Origin of the sequence: Nonomuraea sp. NPDC049486, assembly GCF_040676925.1 — a bacterium.
GTDB lineage: Bacteria > Actinomycetota > Actinomycetes > Streptosporangiales > Streptosporangiaceae > Nonomuraea > Nonomuraea ferruginea.
Genome location: NZ_JBFAPV010000001.1, coordinates 926,519 through 941,826, shown reverse-complemented (window position 1 = coordinate 941,826; position 15,308 = coordinate 926,519). Strand labels below are relative to the sequence as shown.

At 70.1% G+C, this 15,308-nt stretch carries 13 protein-coding genes; 4 read left to right on the top strand and 9 right to left on the bottom strand.

Translation table 11 applies throughout. From position 1 onward, the window contains the following. Window positions 1-3: 3 nt before the first annotated feature. From AB0K05_RS04415 to AB0K05_RS04405, 3 genes are all read right to left on the bottom strand, one after another. Window positions 4-327 carry a DUF742 domain-containing protein gene (locus AB0K05_RS04415; protein ID WP_148034881.1) on the bottom strand — a complete coding sequence of 108 codons (324 nt, stop codon included), beginning with the start codon at window positions 325-327 and terminating at the stop codon, window positions 4-6. A gap of 83 nt (window positions 328-410) precedes the next feature. Then, window positions 411-833 (bottom strand): roadblock/LC7 domain-containing protein, encoded by a 423-nt coding sequence (locus AB0K05_RS04410; RefSeq protein WP_148033790.1) that lies wholly within the window; start codon window positions 831-833, stop codon window positions 411-413. Then, window positions 830-3,562: a nitrate- and nitrite sensing domain-containing protein gene (locus AB0K05_RS04405; protein ID WP_364226563.1), complete on the bottom strand. Its 2,733-nt coding sequence runs from the start codon at window positions 3,560-3,562 to the stop codon at window positions 830-832. Before AB0K05_RS04405 ends, AB0K05_RS04410 begins: the two co-directional genes overlap by 4 nt. Window positions 3,563-4,157: 595 nt before the next feature. Here AB0K05_RS04405 and AB0K05_RS04400 point away from each other — a divergent pair. The 4 genes from AB0K05_RS04400 (at window position 4,158) to AB0K05_RS04385 (ending at window position 7,635) form a co-directional block, all read left to right on the top strand. After that, the gene (locus AB0K05_RS04400; RefSeq protein ID WP_187281344.1) at window positions 4,158-5,159 is read left to right on the top strand and encodes an ABC transporter substrate-binding protein; all 1,002 of its coding nucleotides are present in this window, start codon (window positions 4,158-4,160) and stop codon (window positions 5,157-5,159) included. Window positions 5,160-5,221: 62 nt separating this feature from the next. Beyond that, a complete protein-coding gene (locus tag AB0K05_RS04395; protein ID WP_271275863.1) occupies window positions 5,222-5,968 on the top strand; it encodes an ABC transporter permease subunit in 747 nt (248 codons plus the stop codon). After that, on the top strand, window positions 5,965-6,762 hold the full coding sequence (locus tag AB0K05_RS04390) for an ABC transporter permease (protein ID WP_364226558.1): 798 nt from the start codon (window positions 5,965-5,967) through the stop codon (window positions 6,760-6,762). Before AB0K05_RS04395 ends, AB0K05_RS04390 begins: the two co-directional genes overlap by 4 nt. A gap of 99 nt (window positions 6,763-6,861) precedes the next feature. Further along, on the top strand, window positions 6,862-7,635 hold the full coding sequence (locus tag AB0K05_RS04385) for an ABC transporter ATP-binding protein (RefSeq protein ID WP_187281345.1): 774 nt from the start codon (window positions 6,862-6,864) through the stop codon (window positions 7,633-7,635). Between the two features lie 72 nt (window positions 7,636-7,707). Here AB0K05_RS04385 and AB0K05_RS04380 read toward each other — a convergent pair whose 3' ends face one another. The 6 genes from AB0K05_RS04380 to AB0K05_RS04355 all read right to left on the bottom strand — a co-directional run bounded on the left by AB0K05_RS04380 (window position 7,708) and on the right by AB0K05_RS04355 (window position 15,195). Beyond that, window positions 7,708-8,286 carry an ATP/GTP-binding protein gene (locus AB0K05_RS04380; protein ID WP_148033795.1) on the bottom strand — a complete coding sequence of 193 codons (579 nt, stop codon included), beginning with the start codon at window positions 8,284-8,286 and terminating at the stop codon, window positions 7,708-7,710. Further along, window positions 8,267-8,674: a DUF742 domain-containing protein gene (locus AB0K05_RS04375; protein ID WP_246640375.1), complete on the bottom strand. Its 408-nt coding sequence runs from the start codon at window positions 8,672-8,674 to the stop codon at window positions 8,267-8,269. The genes AB0K05_RS04380 and AB0K05_RS04375 overlap by 20 nt, the downstream gene beginning before the upstream one ends. A 20-nt stretch (window positions 8,675-8,694) precedes the next feature. Next, window positions 8,695-9,108 carry a roadblock/LC7 domain-containing protein gene (locus AB0K05_RS04370; protein ID WP_219546601.1) on the bottom strand — a complete coding sequence of 138 codons (414 nt, stop codon included), beginning with the start codon at window positions 9,106-9,108 and terminating at the stop codon, window positions 8,695-8,697. A 5-nt stretch (window positions 9,109-9,113) separates the two neighbouring features. Then, complete coding sequence (locus tag AB0K05_RS04365; protein WP_364226553.1) at window positions 9,114-12,245, bottom strand: nitrate- and nitrite sensing domain-containing protein; 3,132 nt, start codon at window positions 12,243-12,245, stop codon at window positions 9,114-9,116. A gap of 250 nt (window positions 12,246-12,495) precedes the next feature. Then, window positions 12,496-13,893 (bottom strand): aminobutyraldehyde dehydrogenase, encoded by a 1,398-nt coding sequence (locus AB0K05_RS04360; RefSeq protein ID WP_148033798.1) that lies wholly within the window; start codon window positions 13,891-13,893, stop codon window positions 12,496-12,498. Window positions 13,894-13,923: 30 nt separating this feature from the next. Then, entirely contained in the window at window positions 13,924-15,195 is a 1,272-nt protein-coding gene (locus AB0K05_RS04355; RefSeq protein ID WP_364226550.1) for a glycosyltransferase, read from the bottom strand. Window positions 15,196-15,308 lie beyond the last annotated feature (113 nt).

Sequence of the window (15,308 nt, the reverse complement as noted above, 5' to 3'; positions counted from 1 at the left end):
CCGCTAGAGCCTGCGAAGTCCACTGAGCACCCTTTCCAGCAAGTTGACGTCCGGACGGCCGGCATCCAGCTGCGGCTGGTGCACGCGTACGAGCCCTTCAGCCGCCATGTCGGCGATCAGCACCCGCGCCACCCCCAACGGGATGTGCAGCAGAGCCGACACCTCGGCGACCGACCGCACCTGACGACACAATCGGGAAATCGCTTGATATTCAGGGGTTATATGGGAGAACTCCCGGTGTTCGGCGGTGGCCGACGACACCAGCGCCTCCATCGCCAGCTTGACCCGCGGCGCCGTCCGCCCGCCGGTCACCGCGTAAGGCCGCACCGGCGACGCCGGGTCGGCCTGCGATCGGGGCGGGAGGCCCTGCTCCCAGCCGCCGCTGTTCCACCGCGAATCCGTCACCCGCATCACCTGGTCTGGGCCGCGCGCAGTTCCGCACGCACCGCGGGCGTGAGCACTTGCCCCGCCCGGTCCACCATCAAGGTCATCTGGTACGCCACCAGGCCCATGTCGCAGTCGGGGGCGGCCAGCACCGCCAGGCAGGAGCCGTCCGAGACCGACATGATGAGCATCAGCCCCCGCTGCATCTCGACGATGGTCTGCGCCACCCCGCCGCCTTCGAACACCCGGGCCGCTCCCGCGGTCAGCGACACCAGGCCGGACGCGATGGCCGCGAGCTGATCAGCCCTGTCCGCGGGGAACCCCGACGAGGCCGCCAGCGGCAGCCCGTCGGAGGAGACCACCACGGCGTGCGCCACGCCCGGCACCGTGCTGACGAAATCGGTGATCAACCAGTCCACGCCACGTGCGGCATGGCTCAGCTCGTTCATAGGTCCTCGCCTGTGTCGTCGTTCCTGCCGTTGATGCCGCCGAAGGTGTTCCCTCCGGACGCGTTCCCGCCGAAGGCCGGGCCGGGCGGGGGCGTGTTCGCCGGTGTCCGGCCGCCGTTGATGTCGTCGCGCGCCGCGCGGAAGCCCTGCTGGAAGCTCGACAGCCGGGAGCGGGTCCGATCCGGCGAGACGGCGGGCACCGGCATGACGCCCTTGGGCGCCGACGCGGTCTCGGCCGAGCCGGGCACCAGGTTCGCCCTGGGCACCCGCTTGGGCAGCCCGGCCGCGGTCGAGCCGTCGCGTACCGGCTCCACGGCCGCCTGCGCCGCCGACCAGCCCTCGTCCGCCTTCGACGAGCTCCAGCTCGAACCGCCGCGCTCGAACCAGGCCGACTCCACCGCGGCGTAGATCGGCAGGTAGTCGTCCCCGCTGCCGGAGGAGCCGGGGCCGACGGCCGGGAGCGGGCCGGTGGACGGCTCGCTGCCGGGGAACTCGTACTTCGGCCGCTCCGGCGGGTCGATGCGCTCGCCGTACGCGTAGCCCATGGGCTGCCGCTGGTCGGGCATGCCACGGCGGGGCATCGGCGGGTTGCCGCCGTTCCATCCGGGGGTGCGCGGGGGCACCCAGTCGTTGGTCTCGTACGACCCGCCGCCGCCCCGGCTGGGCTCCGGCCAGCTTCCGTCCGGCGGCCACGGCGGGGCCGGCCAGACGGAGCCGACGCCGTCCGCTCCGACGTCGGGGCCTGGGAAGGAGGGGTGTCCGGGGCCCATCGGGAAGACGTTGAGCGGCATCGGCGCGGGCTGGGGCCCGGTGTACGCGTCGCCCTGGCCGCCGGACGCGCCCGCGAGGGCGGCCGACTGGGCGAGCAGCGACTCGGGGATGAGCACCATCGCGGTCAGCCCGCCCGAGGCGTGCGGGCGCAACTGCACCCGGACGCCGTGCCGGTGCGCCAGCCTGGCCACCACGTACAGGCCCATGCGGCGCGAGACCGCGACGTCCATGCCGGGCGTGTCCGTCAGCCGTTCGTTGGCCTGGGCGAGCTCTTCCTGGGTCATGCCGATGCCGGAGTCGGTGATCGACAGCATCACGCCGCCGCCGTCGATCCGGCTGCCCGAGAGGGTCACGCGGGTCTCGCGCGGGGAGAAGGACAGCGCGTTCTCCACCAGCTCGGCCAGCAGGTGGATCACGTCGTTGACGGCCTGTCCGGCGATCGACACCCCGTCGGGGACCTGGAGCACCACCCGCTCGTATCCCTCCACCTCCGACAGCGAGGCGCGGGCCACATCGACCATCTTGACCGGCTGGCTCCACCGGCGGGGCGGGTCCTGACCGGCGAGGACCAGCAGGTTCTCGGAGTTGCGGCGCATGCGGGTGGCCAGGTGATCCAGCTTGAACAGGTTGGCCAGCCGCTGCTCGTCCTGCTCGCCCTGCTCCAGGCCGTCGATCAGGGTGATCTGCCGCTCTACCAGCGTCTGGCTGCGCCGCGACAGGTTGACGAACATCGCGTTGACGTTGGCGCGCAGCCGCGCCTCCTCGCCCGCCAGCCGCACCGCCTCCCGGTGCACCTCGTCGAACGCCCGCGCCACCTCGCCGATCTCGTCCTCGGTCTTGACCCCGATCGGCGCGACGGGGGCGGGCGTCGCGTCACCGCTGTCGCGCAGCGTGCGCACGGTCTCCGGCAGGCGGTGGTTGGCCACGTCCAGCGCCTCGCGGCGCAGCCTCCGCAGCGGCCTGATCAGGGAGCGGGCGATGAGCGTGATGACGGCGAGCACCACGAGCAGCAGGATCATGATGAGCCCGGCCGAGATCAGCGCGGCCCTGTTGGCGCCGTCCTCCAGCGCGCGGGCGCGCAGGATGAGGGAGGAGGACAGCGAGGTCTCCACCTTCCGCATCGCCTCGATCTTGCCGGAGCTCACGTCGAACCAGGTGGCGACGTCCTTGGCCGGGTCGGTGCCGATGCTCAGCGGCCGGTTCTGCGCCGACTGCGCGATGGCCCGCAACCGGAACAGGTCGGTCTGGTCGATGTCCTGGCCCACGACCACGTTGCGGAAGAGTTCGAGCTGGTCCTGCGTCGCCAGCGTGGCGAAGAGCGTCTCCTCGCTCTCCTCCCGCGCCTTGGACGTGGTGAGGGAGTCCAGCTCGCCGGCGTCGAAGCTCTTCTTGTCCAGCGCGCTGGCCAGGATGCCGCGCTGTCTGGACGCCTGCTCCTTGGCCCGCGCGATCGCCGCCATGGCGCCCGCGGTGTGCGCGACCACGTCGTCGACGGCGACCTGGCCGAGCTGGTCGTGGAACTGCAGGATGCCCGCGTTGATCTGGGAGTACTTGACGATCGTCGGCAACGGCTGGATCTTGCCCTCGACGGCGGTGTCGCGCAGCGCCCGGATCTCCTCCAGCCTGCGCAGCACCGGGCGGACGGCGTCGCCGTGGGTGTCGTTCACGGCGGTGGCGCGCTGCCTGACGTCCGCGATGAGGTCGTCGACCTCGTTGTGGATGCCGCGCAGCTGCGGCTCGCGCACGTCGGGCCTGCCCTGGGCGATGTAGAGAGCGGTCTCGTCCCGCTCGGCGGCGAGCGCGTGGGAGACCGCGCCGAGCGACTCGCTCAGCTCGGCGACCTCGCGCAGGGTCTGGTACGTGTTCGCGTCCTGGAGCGAGGTGATCACGTTCAGGCCGCCCAGGGCGACGCCCACGGCCGTGGGCACCGCGATGAGCGCGACCAGGCGTGATCGCACGTGCCAGTTGCCCAGACGGAATCTGCTCGGGAAAGGTCTGGTCCGGTGTCGGTCCTGGTGGCCGTGCGGTTCGCGGTCAACGGAAGCTACAGCACCCTGCTTACTCACTGCCTTCGCAACCTCTCGCCCCGGACGGGGAATCTCGATGACCATTGCGGGTGGGGGCTCATTGACTATCGAGATGAGGGCCATTTCGAGCACGGGGCGCCTAATCGTCCCCGATATCGCGACACGGTCACCAGACCGCCCATCACGTCATGAGAAATGAGGGCAGCCGACTCACAGCTCGTATTGGCCGATCATCGAACGCATCACCAGTATCGGGAACCCACCCATCACCTCCTTCACCGCCCGACCCGAGCCCCTCAACCCCAGTCAAGGCAGGCGAAAGCACGAAGATTGTTAATTGTTCAAGCCAATCACCACGATAGAACGTCAAACCGGCAATGCAACCATAAGTGTTATTTTCGCGATGATGGAGCGCCATCTGGTGCTACCGTCAGTGCTTGTTGCGTGTCCAGGCGCACCTCCCGCGAGAAACAGACCACCCCCCTACCTTCAGGCTCCGTCTAACCGTGCGAAGGGAGTCCCAGACATGAGGCTTGGCCGTCCTAGCAGGGCCGCCGTCATCGGGCTGGTCCTGGCGCTGGGAATCACCGCGTGCAGCGGTGACAGCACCACGACCAGCGCGCCGACCTCAACCGCTGCCGCCAACGGCGGCCTGGAGAAGACCGAGATCAAGGTCGTCGGCCTGCCGGCCATCGACACGGCCGCCCTGTACGTGGCCATCGACCAGAAACTGTTCGAGAAGGAGGGGCTCAAGGTCACGCCGCAGATCGTGCAGTCGTCCCCCGAGGCCATTCCCATGCTCCTGAATGGCGAGATCGACGCCATGTTCGGCAATTACGTGTCCATGTTCCAGGCCCACGACCAGGGCGCGCTGAAGCTGCGGATCCTGGCCGAGGGCTCGCGCGCGGCCCCGGATTCCCTGAGTGTGATGGCTTTGCCTGATTCGCCGATCAGGTCGGCCAAGGACCTCGAAGGCAAGACGATCAACGTGAACGTCCTGCACAATTTCCAGGAGCTCGCGCTGACCCAGGTCCTAAAAGCAAATAATGTCGATCCGAAAAAGATCAAATACGTCCAGGTGACGTTCCAGAACATCATGCCGGCCTGGCAGAAGGGCCAGATCGACGCGGCTTACCTGGGTGAGCCCATGGTCACCGCGGCGACCTCCCAGATGGGCGCCCGTAAGATTCTCGACCCGGCGTCCGGCCCGGCCGCCGAGTTCCCCATCTCGGGCTACGTCAGCACCCAGGAATGGTACGAGAAGAACCCGAACACGGCCGCCGCCTTCCAGCGCGCGCTGCACGCCGCGGCCAAGATGATGGAGTCCAACCGCGAGCTCGTCGTCGACGTGCTGCCCAACTTCACCCAGATCGAGAAGGCGACCGCCGCCACCGTCACGTTCCCGTACTTCTCCAGCTCCGACAACCCGGTGCGGCTGCAGCGGGTGGCCGACTGGATGGTCGAGGCCGGATGGCTCGGCAAGGACATCGACGTCGCGTCGCTGATGTCGCCCACCACCTCGGGGTGAACGCCCCCGTACTCACCCGCTCGCCTCTGGCGCGTCCCCGGTCCTCCCGGTGGGCGCGCCGCGTGACGGGAGCGCTCGCGTTCGCCGCGCTGGTGGAGATCGCGGGGCGGGCCGGCCTGGCCGAGTTCCTGCCGCCCGCCTCGGAGATCCTCCAGCGCGCCGGAGCCCTGCTGTTCGACGAGGGCTTCCGCGCGCACGCGGGCACGAGCGTGCTCGCGTGGGCGATCGGGCTGGCCGTGGCGGCGCTGGTCGCGGTGCCGCTCGGCGTGCTGTTCGGCAGCGTCCCGGTGATCGACGCGGCGACGCGGGCGATCGTGGAGTTCCTGCGGCCCATCCCGTCCGTGGCGCTCATCCCGCTGGTGGCGCTGCTCATCGGGACCGGCCTGCAACTGCGCGTCACGCTGGTGATCTACGCCGCCGTCTGGCCCATCCTCTACAACACGATGTACGGGCTGCGCGGCGTGGACCCGGTGGCCAGGGAGTCCCTGCGCTCCTACGGCTTCGGCCGTCTCTCGGTGCTGTGGTGGGTGTCGCTGCCCTCGGCGGCGCCGTTCATCATGACCGGCTTCCGGCTGGCCACCGGGGTGGCGCTCATCCTGACCGTCAGCACCGAGATCGTGGCCGGGCGGGGCGAGGGCATCGGCGTGTTCATCTACTTCGCCGGCATCGCGGTGCCGGCCCGGATGGACGACATCCTCGCCGGGGTCGTCTGGGTGGGGCTGTTCGGCGTGGTGGTCAACGCCCTGCTGGTGGCGGCCGAGCGGCGGCTGTTCCGGTGGCATCACACGCGCGTGGGAGGCGGCTCATGACCAGGCTGGGCGGGGCGCTGCTCCGGTGGCCGCTGCTGATCGTGCTCGTGATCCTCTGGGAGGTCGCGACCAGGGCCGCGGGCAGCGCGTTCTTCCCGCCGCCGTCCACGATCGTGACCCGGATGCACGCCATGTGGTTCTCCGGGCCGCCCGGCAGGCTGTTCCTGACCGACCAGGCCGTGGCCGACATCCTGCCGAGCCTGGGCAGGATGGCGGGCGGGCTGGCCGGCGGCGCCACCGCCGGGATCCTGCTCGGGCTGGCGCTCGGGCTGTCCTCCAGGGCCTACGACTACCTCGACGGCGTGCTGCAGTTCCTGCGGGCGATCCCGCCGCCGGCGCTGGTGACGGTGTTCCTCGTGGTGTTCGGCTTCGGGATGCGGATGCAGCTCGCCTTCATCATGTTCAGCATCATCTGGCCGGTGCTGCTCAACACCGCCGACGGCGCCCGCGCGGTGGAGCCGCTCTACCTGGAGACCGGGCGGGCCTTCCGGCTGTCGCGCCGGGAACGGGTGCTGCGCATCGTGCTGCCCGCCGCGCTGCCGAAGGTGTTCGCCGGGCTGCGGCTGGCCCTGTCGCTGTCACTGATCGTCACCGTCTTCGCCGAGCTGCTGCCCGGCACCACGAACGGCATCGGCTTCCAGCTGACGGTCGCGTACTCGATGTTCAACCTGCCGGCGATGTGGGCCGGGATCGTGCTCCTGGGCATCCTGGGCTATCTGCTGAACGAGGTGTTCCTGGTCGTCGAGCGCCGCGTGCTCGGCTGGCATCACGCCCGCGAGACGGCGGGCGCTTGACATGAACCGGCCGGTACGGCGTAACCATGTGCAACCAATGTGGCCTTCGGTAGAGTCGCCGTGTTATCTCTGGATTCGCCCCCTTTTAGGACAATCGCCTTGCTTGAGATAGAGAACCTCACCCACATCTACGGCGGCGGCGGGCCCAGCGCGCACCACGCCATCGACCAGCTCAACCTGAGCGTGGCCGAGGGCGAGTTACTGTGCATCGTGGGCCCCTCCGGCTGCGGCAAGTCCACCCTCCTGCGGTCCATCGCCGGCTTGATCACCCCGACCGGCGGCCGCATCAAGGTCGACGGAGAGCTGGTCAGGCAGACCCCCGACAACCTCGCCGTGGTGTTCCAGGACTACAGCCGGTCCCTGTTCCCCTGGATGTCGGTGGCCGACAACGTGGCGCTGCCGCTGCGCCGCAAGAACATGGACAAGAAGCGCCGCCGCGAGGCCGCGGCCGAGGCGCTGGAGTCGGTGGGACTCTCCGGCGCGGGCCGCAAGTACCCGTTCCAGCTCTCCGGCGGCATGCAGCAGCGGGTGGCGATCGCCCGCGCGCTGGCCTACCGGCCCACGCTGATGCTCATGGACGAGCCGTTCGGCTCGGTCGACGCGCAGACCCGCGAGGACCTGGAGGACCTCGTGCTCAAGGTGCGCGGGCATCACAAGATGACGATCGTGCTGATCACCCACGACATCGACGAGAGCGTGTACGTGGGCGACCGCGTGGTGGTGCTCTCCAAGGCGCCCGCGCACGTCGTCGCCGACCTCCAGGTGGACCTGCCGTCGCCGCGCGACCAGATCAACACCCGCGAGCACCCCGACTTCGTCCACCTGCGTGCCGAGGTGGGCCGCCTGGTCCGCGGCCAGCCGGTGGCCCACTGACCTCCCGGGGGCGCGCCGGAGACACACGGCGGCCGCCGCCGGAACGCGGCGGCGGCCGTTCTCCCGCCCGGATCAGGCGGGCGCGTGCATGTGGCGGGACAGCGCGTGCTCGACCAGCGCGATCAGGGTGGCCTTGACCGAGTCCCTGACGCGGGCGTCCAGCCGCACGATCGGGGTCTGCGGGCCGATCGACAGCGCCTCGCGCACCTCGTCCTCCGAGTGGGCGAACTGCCCGTCCCAGCCGTTGATGCCGATGACGAACGGCAGCTTGGCCTCTTCGAAGTAGTCGATCGCGGGGAAGCTGTCCGCCAGCCGGCGGGTGTCGAGCAGCACGACCGCGCCGATGGCGCCGCGTACGAGGTCGTCCCACATGAACCAGAACCGGTGCTGACCGGGCGTGCCGAACAGGTAGAGGATCAGCTCCCGGTCCAGCGACACGCGGCCGAAGTCCATGGCCACCGTGGTGGTCGTCTTGTTGGGGGTGAGCGAGACGTCGTCCACACCGGCCGACGCGTCCGTCATCACCGCCTCCGTGGTGAGCGGCAGGATTTCGGACACCGCTTTCACGAACGTCGTCTTGCCCACGCCGAACCCGCCCGCCACGACGATCTTCGTCGAGGTGAGCCCGGCGCTAGAGCCTGCGAAGTCCACTGAGCACCCTTTCCAGCAGGTTGAGGTCCGGCTTGCCCGCGTCCAGGGCAGGCTGGTGCACGCGGATCAGGCCTTCTGACGCCATGTCGGCGATCAGCACCCGGACCACCCCCAGAGGTTGCTTTAAGAGGGCGGAGATCTCGGCAACTGACCGGACGTTCCGAGTCAGCTGAATGATCGCCTGATATTCCGGACTCAGCATTGAAATGTCTTGGTATTCGGACGTCACGGAGGACACCAGCGCCTCCATGGCGAACTTCATCCGCGGGGCGGTTCGCCCCCCGGTCACGGCGTACGGCCGGACCAGGGAGCTGGACTTCGGCGGACGGGGAGCCGACGGATGCGGCGGAGTATTGCTATCACCAGCCCAACCCTGACCTGACACCATGATCTCCTGTCACCGCCCGGCTAGCGGGGGCGGGCCGCCTGCAGTTCAGCGCGTACGGCAGGCGTCAGCACCTGCCCCGCACGCTCGACCAACAGCGTCATCTGATAGGCCACCAGGCCCATGTCACAGTCGGGTGCGGCCAGAACCGCCAAACAGGAGCCGTCGCTGATCGACATGATCATCAACAGTCCGCGTTGCATCTCGATGACGGTCTGGGTCACCATCCCGCCCTCGAAAACCCGGGCGGCGCCCTGGGTCAGGCTGATCACGCCCGAGGCCACCGCGGCGAGCTGGTCGGCCCGGTCCTTGGGAAAGCCCTCGGAGTAGGCCAACGGCAGGCCGTCGGCCGACACCACGACGGTGTGCGCGACGCCGGGCACGTTGTTGACGAAATCAGTGATCAGCCAGTTGATGCCACGCGCTCCCTGGCTCAACTCTCTCATTGCTCCTCCTCATTCACATCTCCGCGGGTGAACGCGCGGCCTTGCCGTACACCTTGCTGGAAACTCGACAGCCGGCTCCGCAGCCGCTCGGGCGAGATCTGCGGAGCGGGCGAGGTGACCGCAGGTTCGGCGAGGCTCGCCGTACCGGGGACCAGGTTGGCCTTGGGCACGCGGCGCGGCAGACCGGACGACGTGGTGCCGCCCTGCGCGGGCTGGGCGGCGGCCTGCGCGGCCTGCCAGCCGCTGTCGGCGGGAGAGGACCACGACGCGCCCGCGCCCGACTGACCCGGAGTGCGCTGCGGCAGCACCGGACGGTCGGTCACCGCCGCGTGCTGGGCGGTCTCCGCCTCCTCCACCGGAGCGGCGGCCCGGAGCTCAGGCTCCGCGCTCTGCTCGGACTCGGGCCGGCGGAACCAGTCGGAGCCGACGGAGGAGAAGATCGGCAGGAACTCCTCGCCCTGCTCCTCCATCGGGGAGTTGCGCACCGCGGGAAGCGGGCCGGTCAGGTCCTGAGAGGAGTACTCGCCGGGCCCGAACGGGTCGGCGCTGCCGTTCGACGGGTAGGACTGGGCGGCCTTGACCGTCTCCGCGAAGGAGGGCCAGCGCTGGTCGCCGAACGAGCTCGGTTCCGCGCCGAAGGGCTGGCTCGGCTCCGCCCCGAAGGGCGCCTGCGGGGCCGGGTCGCCGAAGGATCCCCAGCGCGGCTCCTCCCGCTGCTGCGGCGGCGGCTCCGTGGCGAAGGACGGCCACTGGGCCTCGTCGCGCCGCGCCGCGGGGTCCTCGGCGAACGAGGGCCAGCGCGGCTGGTCCTGCTGCGCGGGCGGCTCCTCGGCGAACGACGGCCAGCGCGGCTCCTCGGCCTTGGCCGCCGGCGGCTGGTCGGCGAACGACGGCCAGCGGGAGTCGTCGGAGTTGACCGGCGGCTGCTCGGCGAAGGACGGCCAGCGGGGCTCGCCCTGCTGCCCGGCGGCGGGCTGCTCGGTGAACGGCGGCCAGTCCTGCTTGCCGGGCTCGGGGTACGACGGCCAGCCCTCGCCACCGGGCGCCGGGATCGTGCCCGGCCACTGGGTGTCGAGCGGCGCGCTGTCGCTGCCCCGGACGTCCTTCGTCTCCATGGACAGGGACGACGGGGCGGGGAAGACCGAGCCGTTGGCCGCCGCGGCGGCGGAGTCGAACTGGGACGGGTCGAAGCTGGTGAACGCGTCGTACTGGGAGCGCTGGTGCGGCACCGAGCCCTGCCCGCCGATGAGCAGCGTCGCGGGCAGCAGCACCATCGCGCTCAGGCCGCCGCGCTCGCGCTGCTTGAGCTGGACGCGGACGCCGTGGCGCAGGGCCAGGCGGCCGACCACGAACAGGCCCATGCGCCGGGAGACGGCGACGTCCACGACCGGCGGGTTGGCCAGCCGCCAGTTGGCCTCGCCCAGCTCCTCGGGGCTCATGCCGATGCCCTGGTCGTTGATGGTCACCAGCACGCCGCCCTCGGCGGTCTGGCTGCTGACCTGCACCTTGCTCTCGCGCGGGGAGAACGAGATGGCGTTCTCGATCAGCTCGGCCAGCAGGTGGACGGTGTCGGTGACCGCCGGGCCGGCGACCTGGATGCCGGACGGGATCTGGATCTGGACGCGCTCGTAGTTCTCGACCTCGGACAGCGAGGCGCGGGCCACGTCGACCAGCGGCACCGGCTCGCTCCACTTGCGCGCGGCCTCCTGGCCGGCGAGGACCAGGAGGTTCTCGCTGTTGCGGCGCATGCGGGTGGCGAGGTGGTCCAGGCGGAACAGGTTGGCGAGCCGCTGCTCGTCCTCCTCACCCTGCTCCAGGCCCTCGATGAGCTGCAGCTGCCGTTCGACCAGAGTCTGGCTGCGGCGGGAGAGGTTGACGAACATCGCGTTGACGTTGGCGCGCAGCTTGGCCTCGTCGCCGGCCAGCCGGATCGCCTCGCGGTGGACCTCGTCGAAGGCCCGGGCCACTTCCCCGATCTCGTCGCGGGTGTTGACGCCGATCGACGGGACCTCGGGGATCTGGGCGCCCTCGCCGCCCTCGCGGAGGATGCGGACCGTCTCCGGCAGCCGGGTGGTGGCCACCTGGAGCGCCTCGGCGCGCAGCCGGCGCAGCGGGCGGACCAGCGAACCGGCCACCCGGCTGGTGATCACCAGGACGAGGAGCAGCAGGATCAGGATGGTCGCGCCGGAGATGATCGCGTTGCGCTGCTCGGCGTCGCTCAGCTCCCTGGTCTGGGTCACGACCCTGGTGGCCAGGCTGTCCTCGACCTTGCGCATGGCGTTGCCCGCCAGCGTCGTGCTCTCGTACCAGAGGCTGAGGTCACGCCGGGTGGTGACGTCGAGGTCCCTGATGGTGGAGTACTCGCGCAGCTGGGCCAGCGCCCGCTGGCGCATCGCGTCGGCGCGGTCGATCTCCGGGCCGCGCATGGCCTGCCGGTAGGCGGCCTGGTCGGCGGTGCGCGCCTCCTGCGTGAAGCTGTCGAGCTCCGACTGCTGCCGGTTCCAGGAGCCCAGGAAGTCGGACAGGTCGTCGTAGTCCAGCTTCCGCTCGACCAGGGCGACGACCAGGATGCCCTGCTGGCGGGAGACCTCTTCCTTGGCCCGCTGCAGCGCCGTCAGCGCGGCCGCGTCACCCTGGAGCCCGTCGTCGGCGATGCCCTCACCGAGGTCGTTCTGCAGGTTGGCGAGCACCCCGATCATGTCGGTGAAGGTGCTGATGGACGCGCGGGGCGGGACGTTCTGGGCGGTCATCGAGTCACGCAGGCCGTCGAGGCCGTTCAGCCAGCGCAGGATGCCGTCGACGTCGGCGCGCACGCGGGCGGCGTGGCTGTCGTCGATCGCACCGGCCGCCTCGATTACCCGCTTTTTGGCGTTATCGACCGTTCCACGCTGGGTACGCAACTGGGCGAGACGCCCCGCACGACGGCGGTCGGCGATGTACCAGGCGGTGAGCGTGCGCTCCTTGCCCAGCTCGTGGGCGAGCGCTCCGACGCGCTGCGCCAGCTCGGCCACCTCGGTGAGGCGCCGATACTCGGTGCTCGTGTTGATCGCGCTCGCGAGCTGCAAACCGGCGAGCAGCACACCCACGACCGTGGGGATGAGGATCAGTGCTACCAGCCTCGAGCGCACGCGCCAGTTCGCCAGCCGGAAACGTCCGCCTGTGTTGTCCCCCGGCCTCGTGTGCTTGGGGTTTTCCGTCCTCACTGACTCTCGCTACCTCTCGCCTTACGTGCTCGAAGAAATCAGACACGCGTGTGGCGCATGGGAATCTGCCGGGCTGGGTAATTGGAACACACTCCGTACCAGATCGGCCAACCGAACATATCCCATCAAATGCGCCCAAGTAGGCATTTTGGGCGACATTCCGCCGCACACGCTTTCAGGCTGGCCTGAAGGAGTCCCGCTCAGCGGGCGCCGCGTGTTTGATCATGAGATGCCGCGTCACCGCGTACTCCAGGACCGCCTCCTGGCTCATGTCCTTGCCGGACCCGCTGCCCTTGACCCCGCCGTGCGGAGCCTCGCTGGCGATCGGGAGATGGTCGTTGACCCAGGTCACACCCACGTCCAGCCGGTGTGAGACACGCATGGCGCGGGCCACGTCACGCGACCAGATCGACGAGGCCAGACCGTAACGGGTGTCGTTGGCCAGCCGCACCGCCTCGTCCTCACCGTCGAAGGGCAGGACCACGAGCACCGGCCCGAACAGCTCGCCCTGGACGATCTCGCTGTCCTGTGCGACATCCGTCACAAGCGTGGGCGGGTAGTAGAAGCCCGGCCCGGCGACCGGCGCGCCGCCGTGCGCGATCCGGCCGCCGGAACGTGCCACGAAGCCGTGCACGCGCTCCCGGTGCGTCTCGGAGATCAGCGGGCCGATGTCGGTCTCCGGGTCCCAGGGGTCGCCGGCCCGGATTTCGGCAAGAGTTGCCCGCAGCGCCTCCACGACCTCGTCGTAGACCTGCCGGGCCACGTACACGCGGGTGGCGGCGGTGCAGTCCTGGCCGGTGTTGTACGTGGCGCCCATGGCCACGCCGCGGGCCATCTCGGCCAGGTCGGCGTCCTCGAAGACCAGCGCCGGAGCCTTGCCGCCGAGCTCCAGGTGGACCCGCTTGAGCGTGGCGGCGGCGCCGGTCATGACGGCCCGGCCGGTCTCGGTGGAGCCGGTCACGCTCACCATGTCGACCCCCGGGTCGGTGACCAGGGCCTGGCCGACCTCGGCGCCGCCGGTGACCGCCTGCACGAGCCCGGCGGGCGCGCCCGCCTTGGCGAACAGCTCGGCCAGCCGCAGCGTCGTGCGCGGCGTCTGGGGAGCCGGCTTGATCACCACGGCGTTGCCGGCGGCGACCGCCGGGCCGACCTTCCAGACGGCCATGACCAGCGGGAAGTTCCACGGCGCGATCGACCCGACCACCCCGACGGGGCGGCGCAGCAGCACCGAGGTGTAGCCGGAGCTGAAGACCCCGGCGCCGGTGCCGTCGAGCGAGCGGGCGGCCCCGGCGAAGAACCGCAGGTTGTCGGCGAGGAAGGGCAGCTCGCCGTCCCTGAAGACGGCCGCGGGCTTGCCGGTCTCCTCGACCTCCAGCCTGGTCAGCTCCTCGGCCTCGGCCTCCACCAGGTCCGCCACCCGGAGCAGCAGCTTGGCCCGCTCGGCCGGCGTGGCCTCGCCCCACTCCGCGGAGGCCGTGCGGGCCCGCCGCACGGCGGCCTCGACGGCCTCCACGGGAGTGTCGGGCACCTCGGCGCAGGCGGTGCCGGTGGCTGGGTTGATCAACGTACGCATGAACTTACTTTCCTCGCTGGCCCCGGCCGCCTAGCTGCGGCCGAGCTCCTCGATCAGGTCGGCGGCCTTGCGCAGGCCGTCGCGGCGGCGGATCTCCTCGCCGGCGGCGGCCAGCTTGGCGCGCATCTCTTCGTCGCCGAGGAGGCGGTCGAGCGCCCCCGTCAGCTCCTCGTCGGTGAAGGCGTAGGTGGAAAGCCTGACACCATAGCCGAGTTCGTGCACCCGCTGGGCGTTGTCGTACTGGTCCCAGAAGAGCGGCAGCAGGATCATCGGCTTGCCGAAGTGGAGCGCCTCGGTGGTGGTGTTGTTGCCGCCGTGCGTGATGACCAGGTCACACTGCGGGATGATCTTCGTCTGGGGCAGGAACTCGGCGCCCCACATGTTTCCGGCGAGCTTGATCTCCTCGTGCAGCGGGCCCATGGAGACGACGTACTGGTGCGGCGTGGTCCCCAGCACGTCGATCACCCGCTGCATGAGCCCCACGTCGGCCGAGCCGAGCGAGCCGAGCGAGAAGTAGACCAGCGAGGCGCCCTCGTTGCGCTCGAAGGGCAGCTCGAAGTCCTCGTCGGTCTCGCGCACCGAGGAGTCGAGCCGGTGCCAGTTGGCGCCCAGCGGGCGGGCGTCGACGTAGTCGAGCAGCTCCGGGTACACGTAGAGGTTCAGGTCGCCCTCGTGGATGAAGTCGAGCTCGGGCAGCGGCTCGGTGCCCTGCTCGACGCACCACTCGTTCCAGGCGGTCCACATCTCGCGGTGGGTGCGGTCGTACTCGGCACGGAAGGCGTCCCACTCGGCGCGGTCGGCGGCGGGCAGGCCGGAGAAGACCGGCGGGATGCCCTCGCCGCGGACCTCCAGCGGGTTGCAGGAGACGATGCGGACGAACTTCTTGCCGGCGGTCAGCAGCGCCGGGAAGGTGAGCACGTTGTCCTCGACGATGACGTCCGGCTGGACCCGCTCGATGATCTCCTTGAGCTGCGGCTCGCAGTACTTGGCGCCGTCGATCAGCTCCTTCCAGATCGGAGCGGTGACGGTCTCCAGCTGCTCGCGGGTGCTCTTGCGGTATTCGGGCGCGGTGTCGCGGATGAAGTCCTTCCAGAACTGGCCCGCGTCCTGCTCCTCCTCGGCCGGAGGCGCGAGGTCGACCAGGTCCTCCTCGAACCCGAGCGCCTCGAGCTTGCCCTTCCACGACGCCTCGGCGGCGAAGACGACGCGGTGGCCGCGGCGGCGGAGGATGTCGCCGATGCCGGCGCTGTTGTTGGTCGGGCCGTAGGCGCTTTCCGGCATGAACAGGATGGTGAGAGACATGTGCGCTCCGGGGGAGATCTAGCCTTTTGAAGGGGAATTCAATTACGCATCTGGCGCGAAGGTCAACTTCAGGGCACTATGGTCAACGGATTCCTGAATGTAAAGCGAACTCT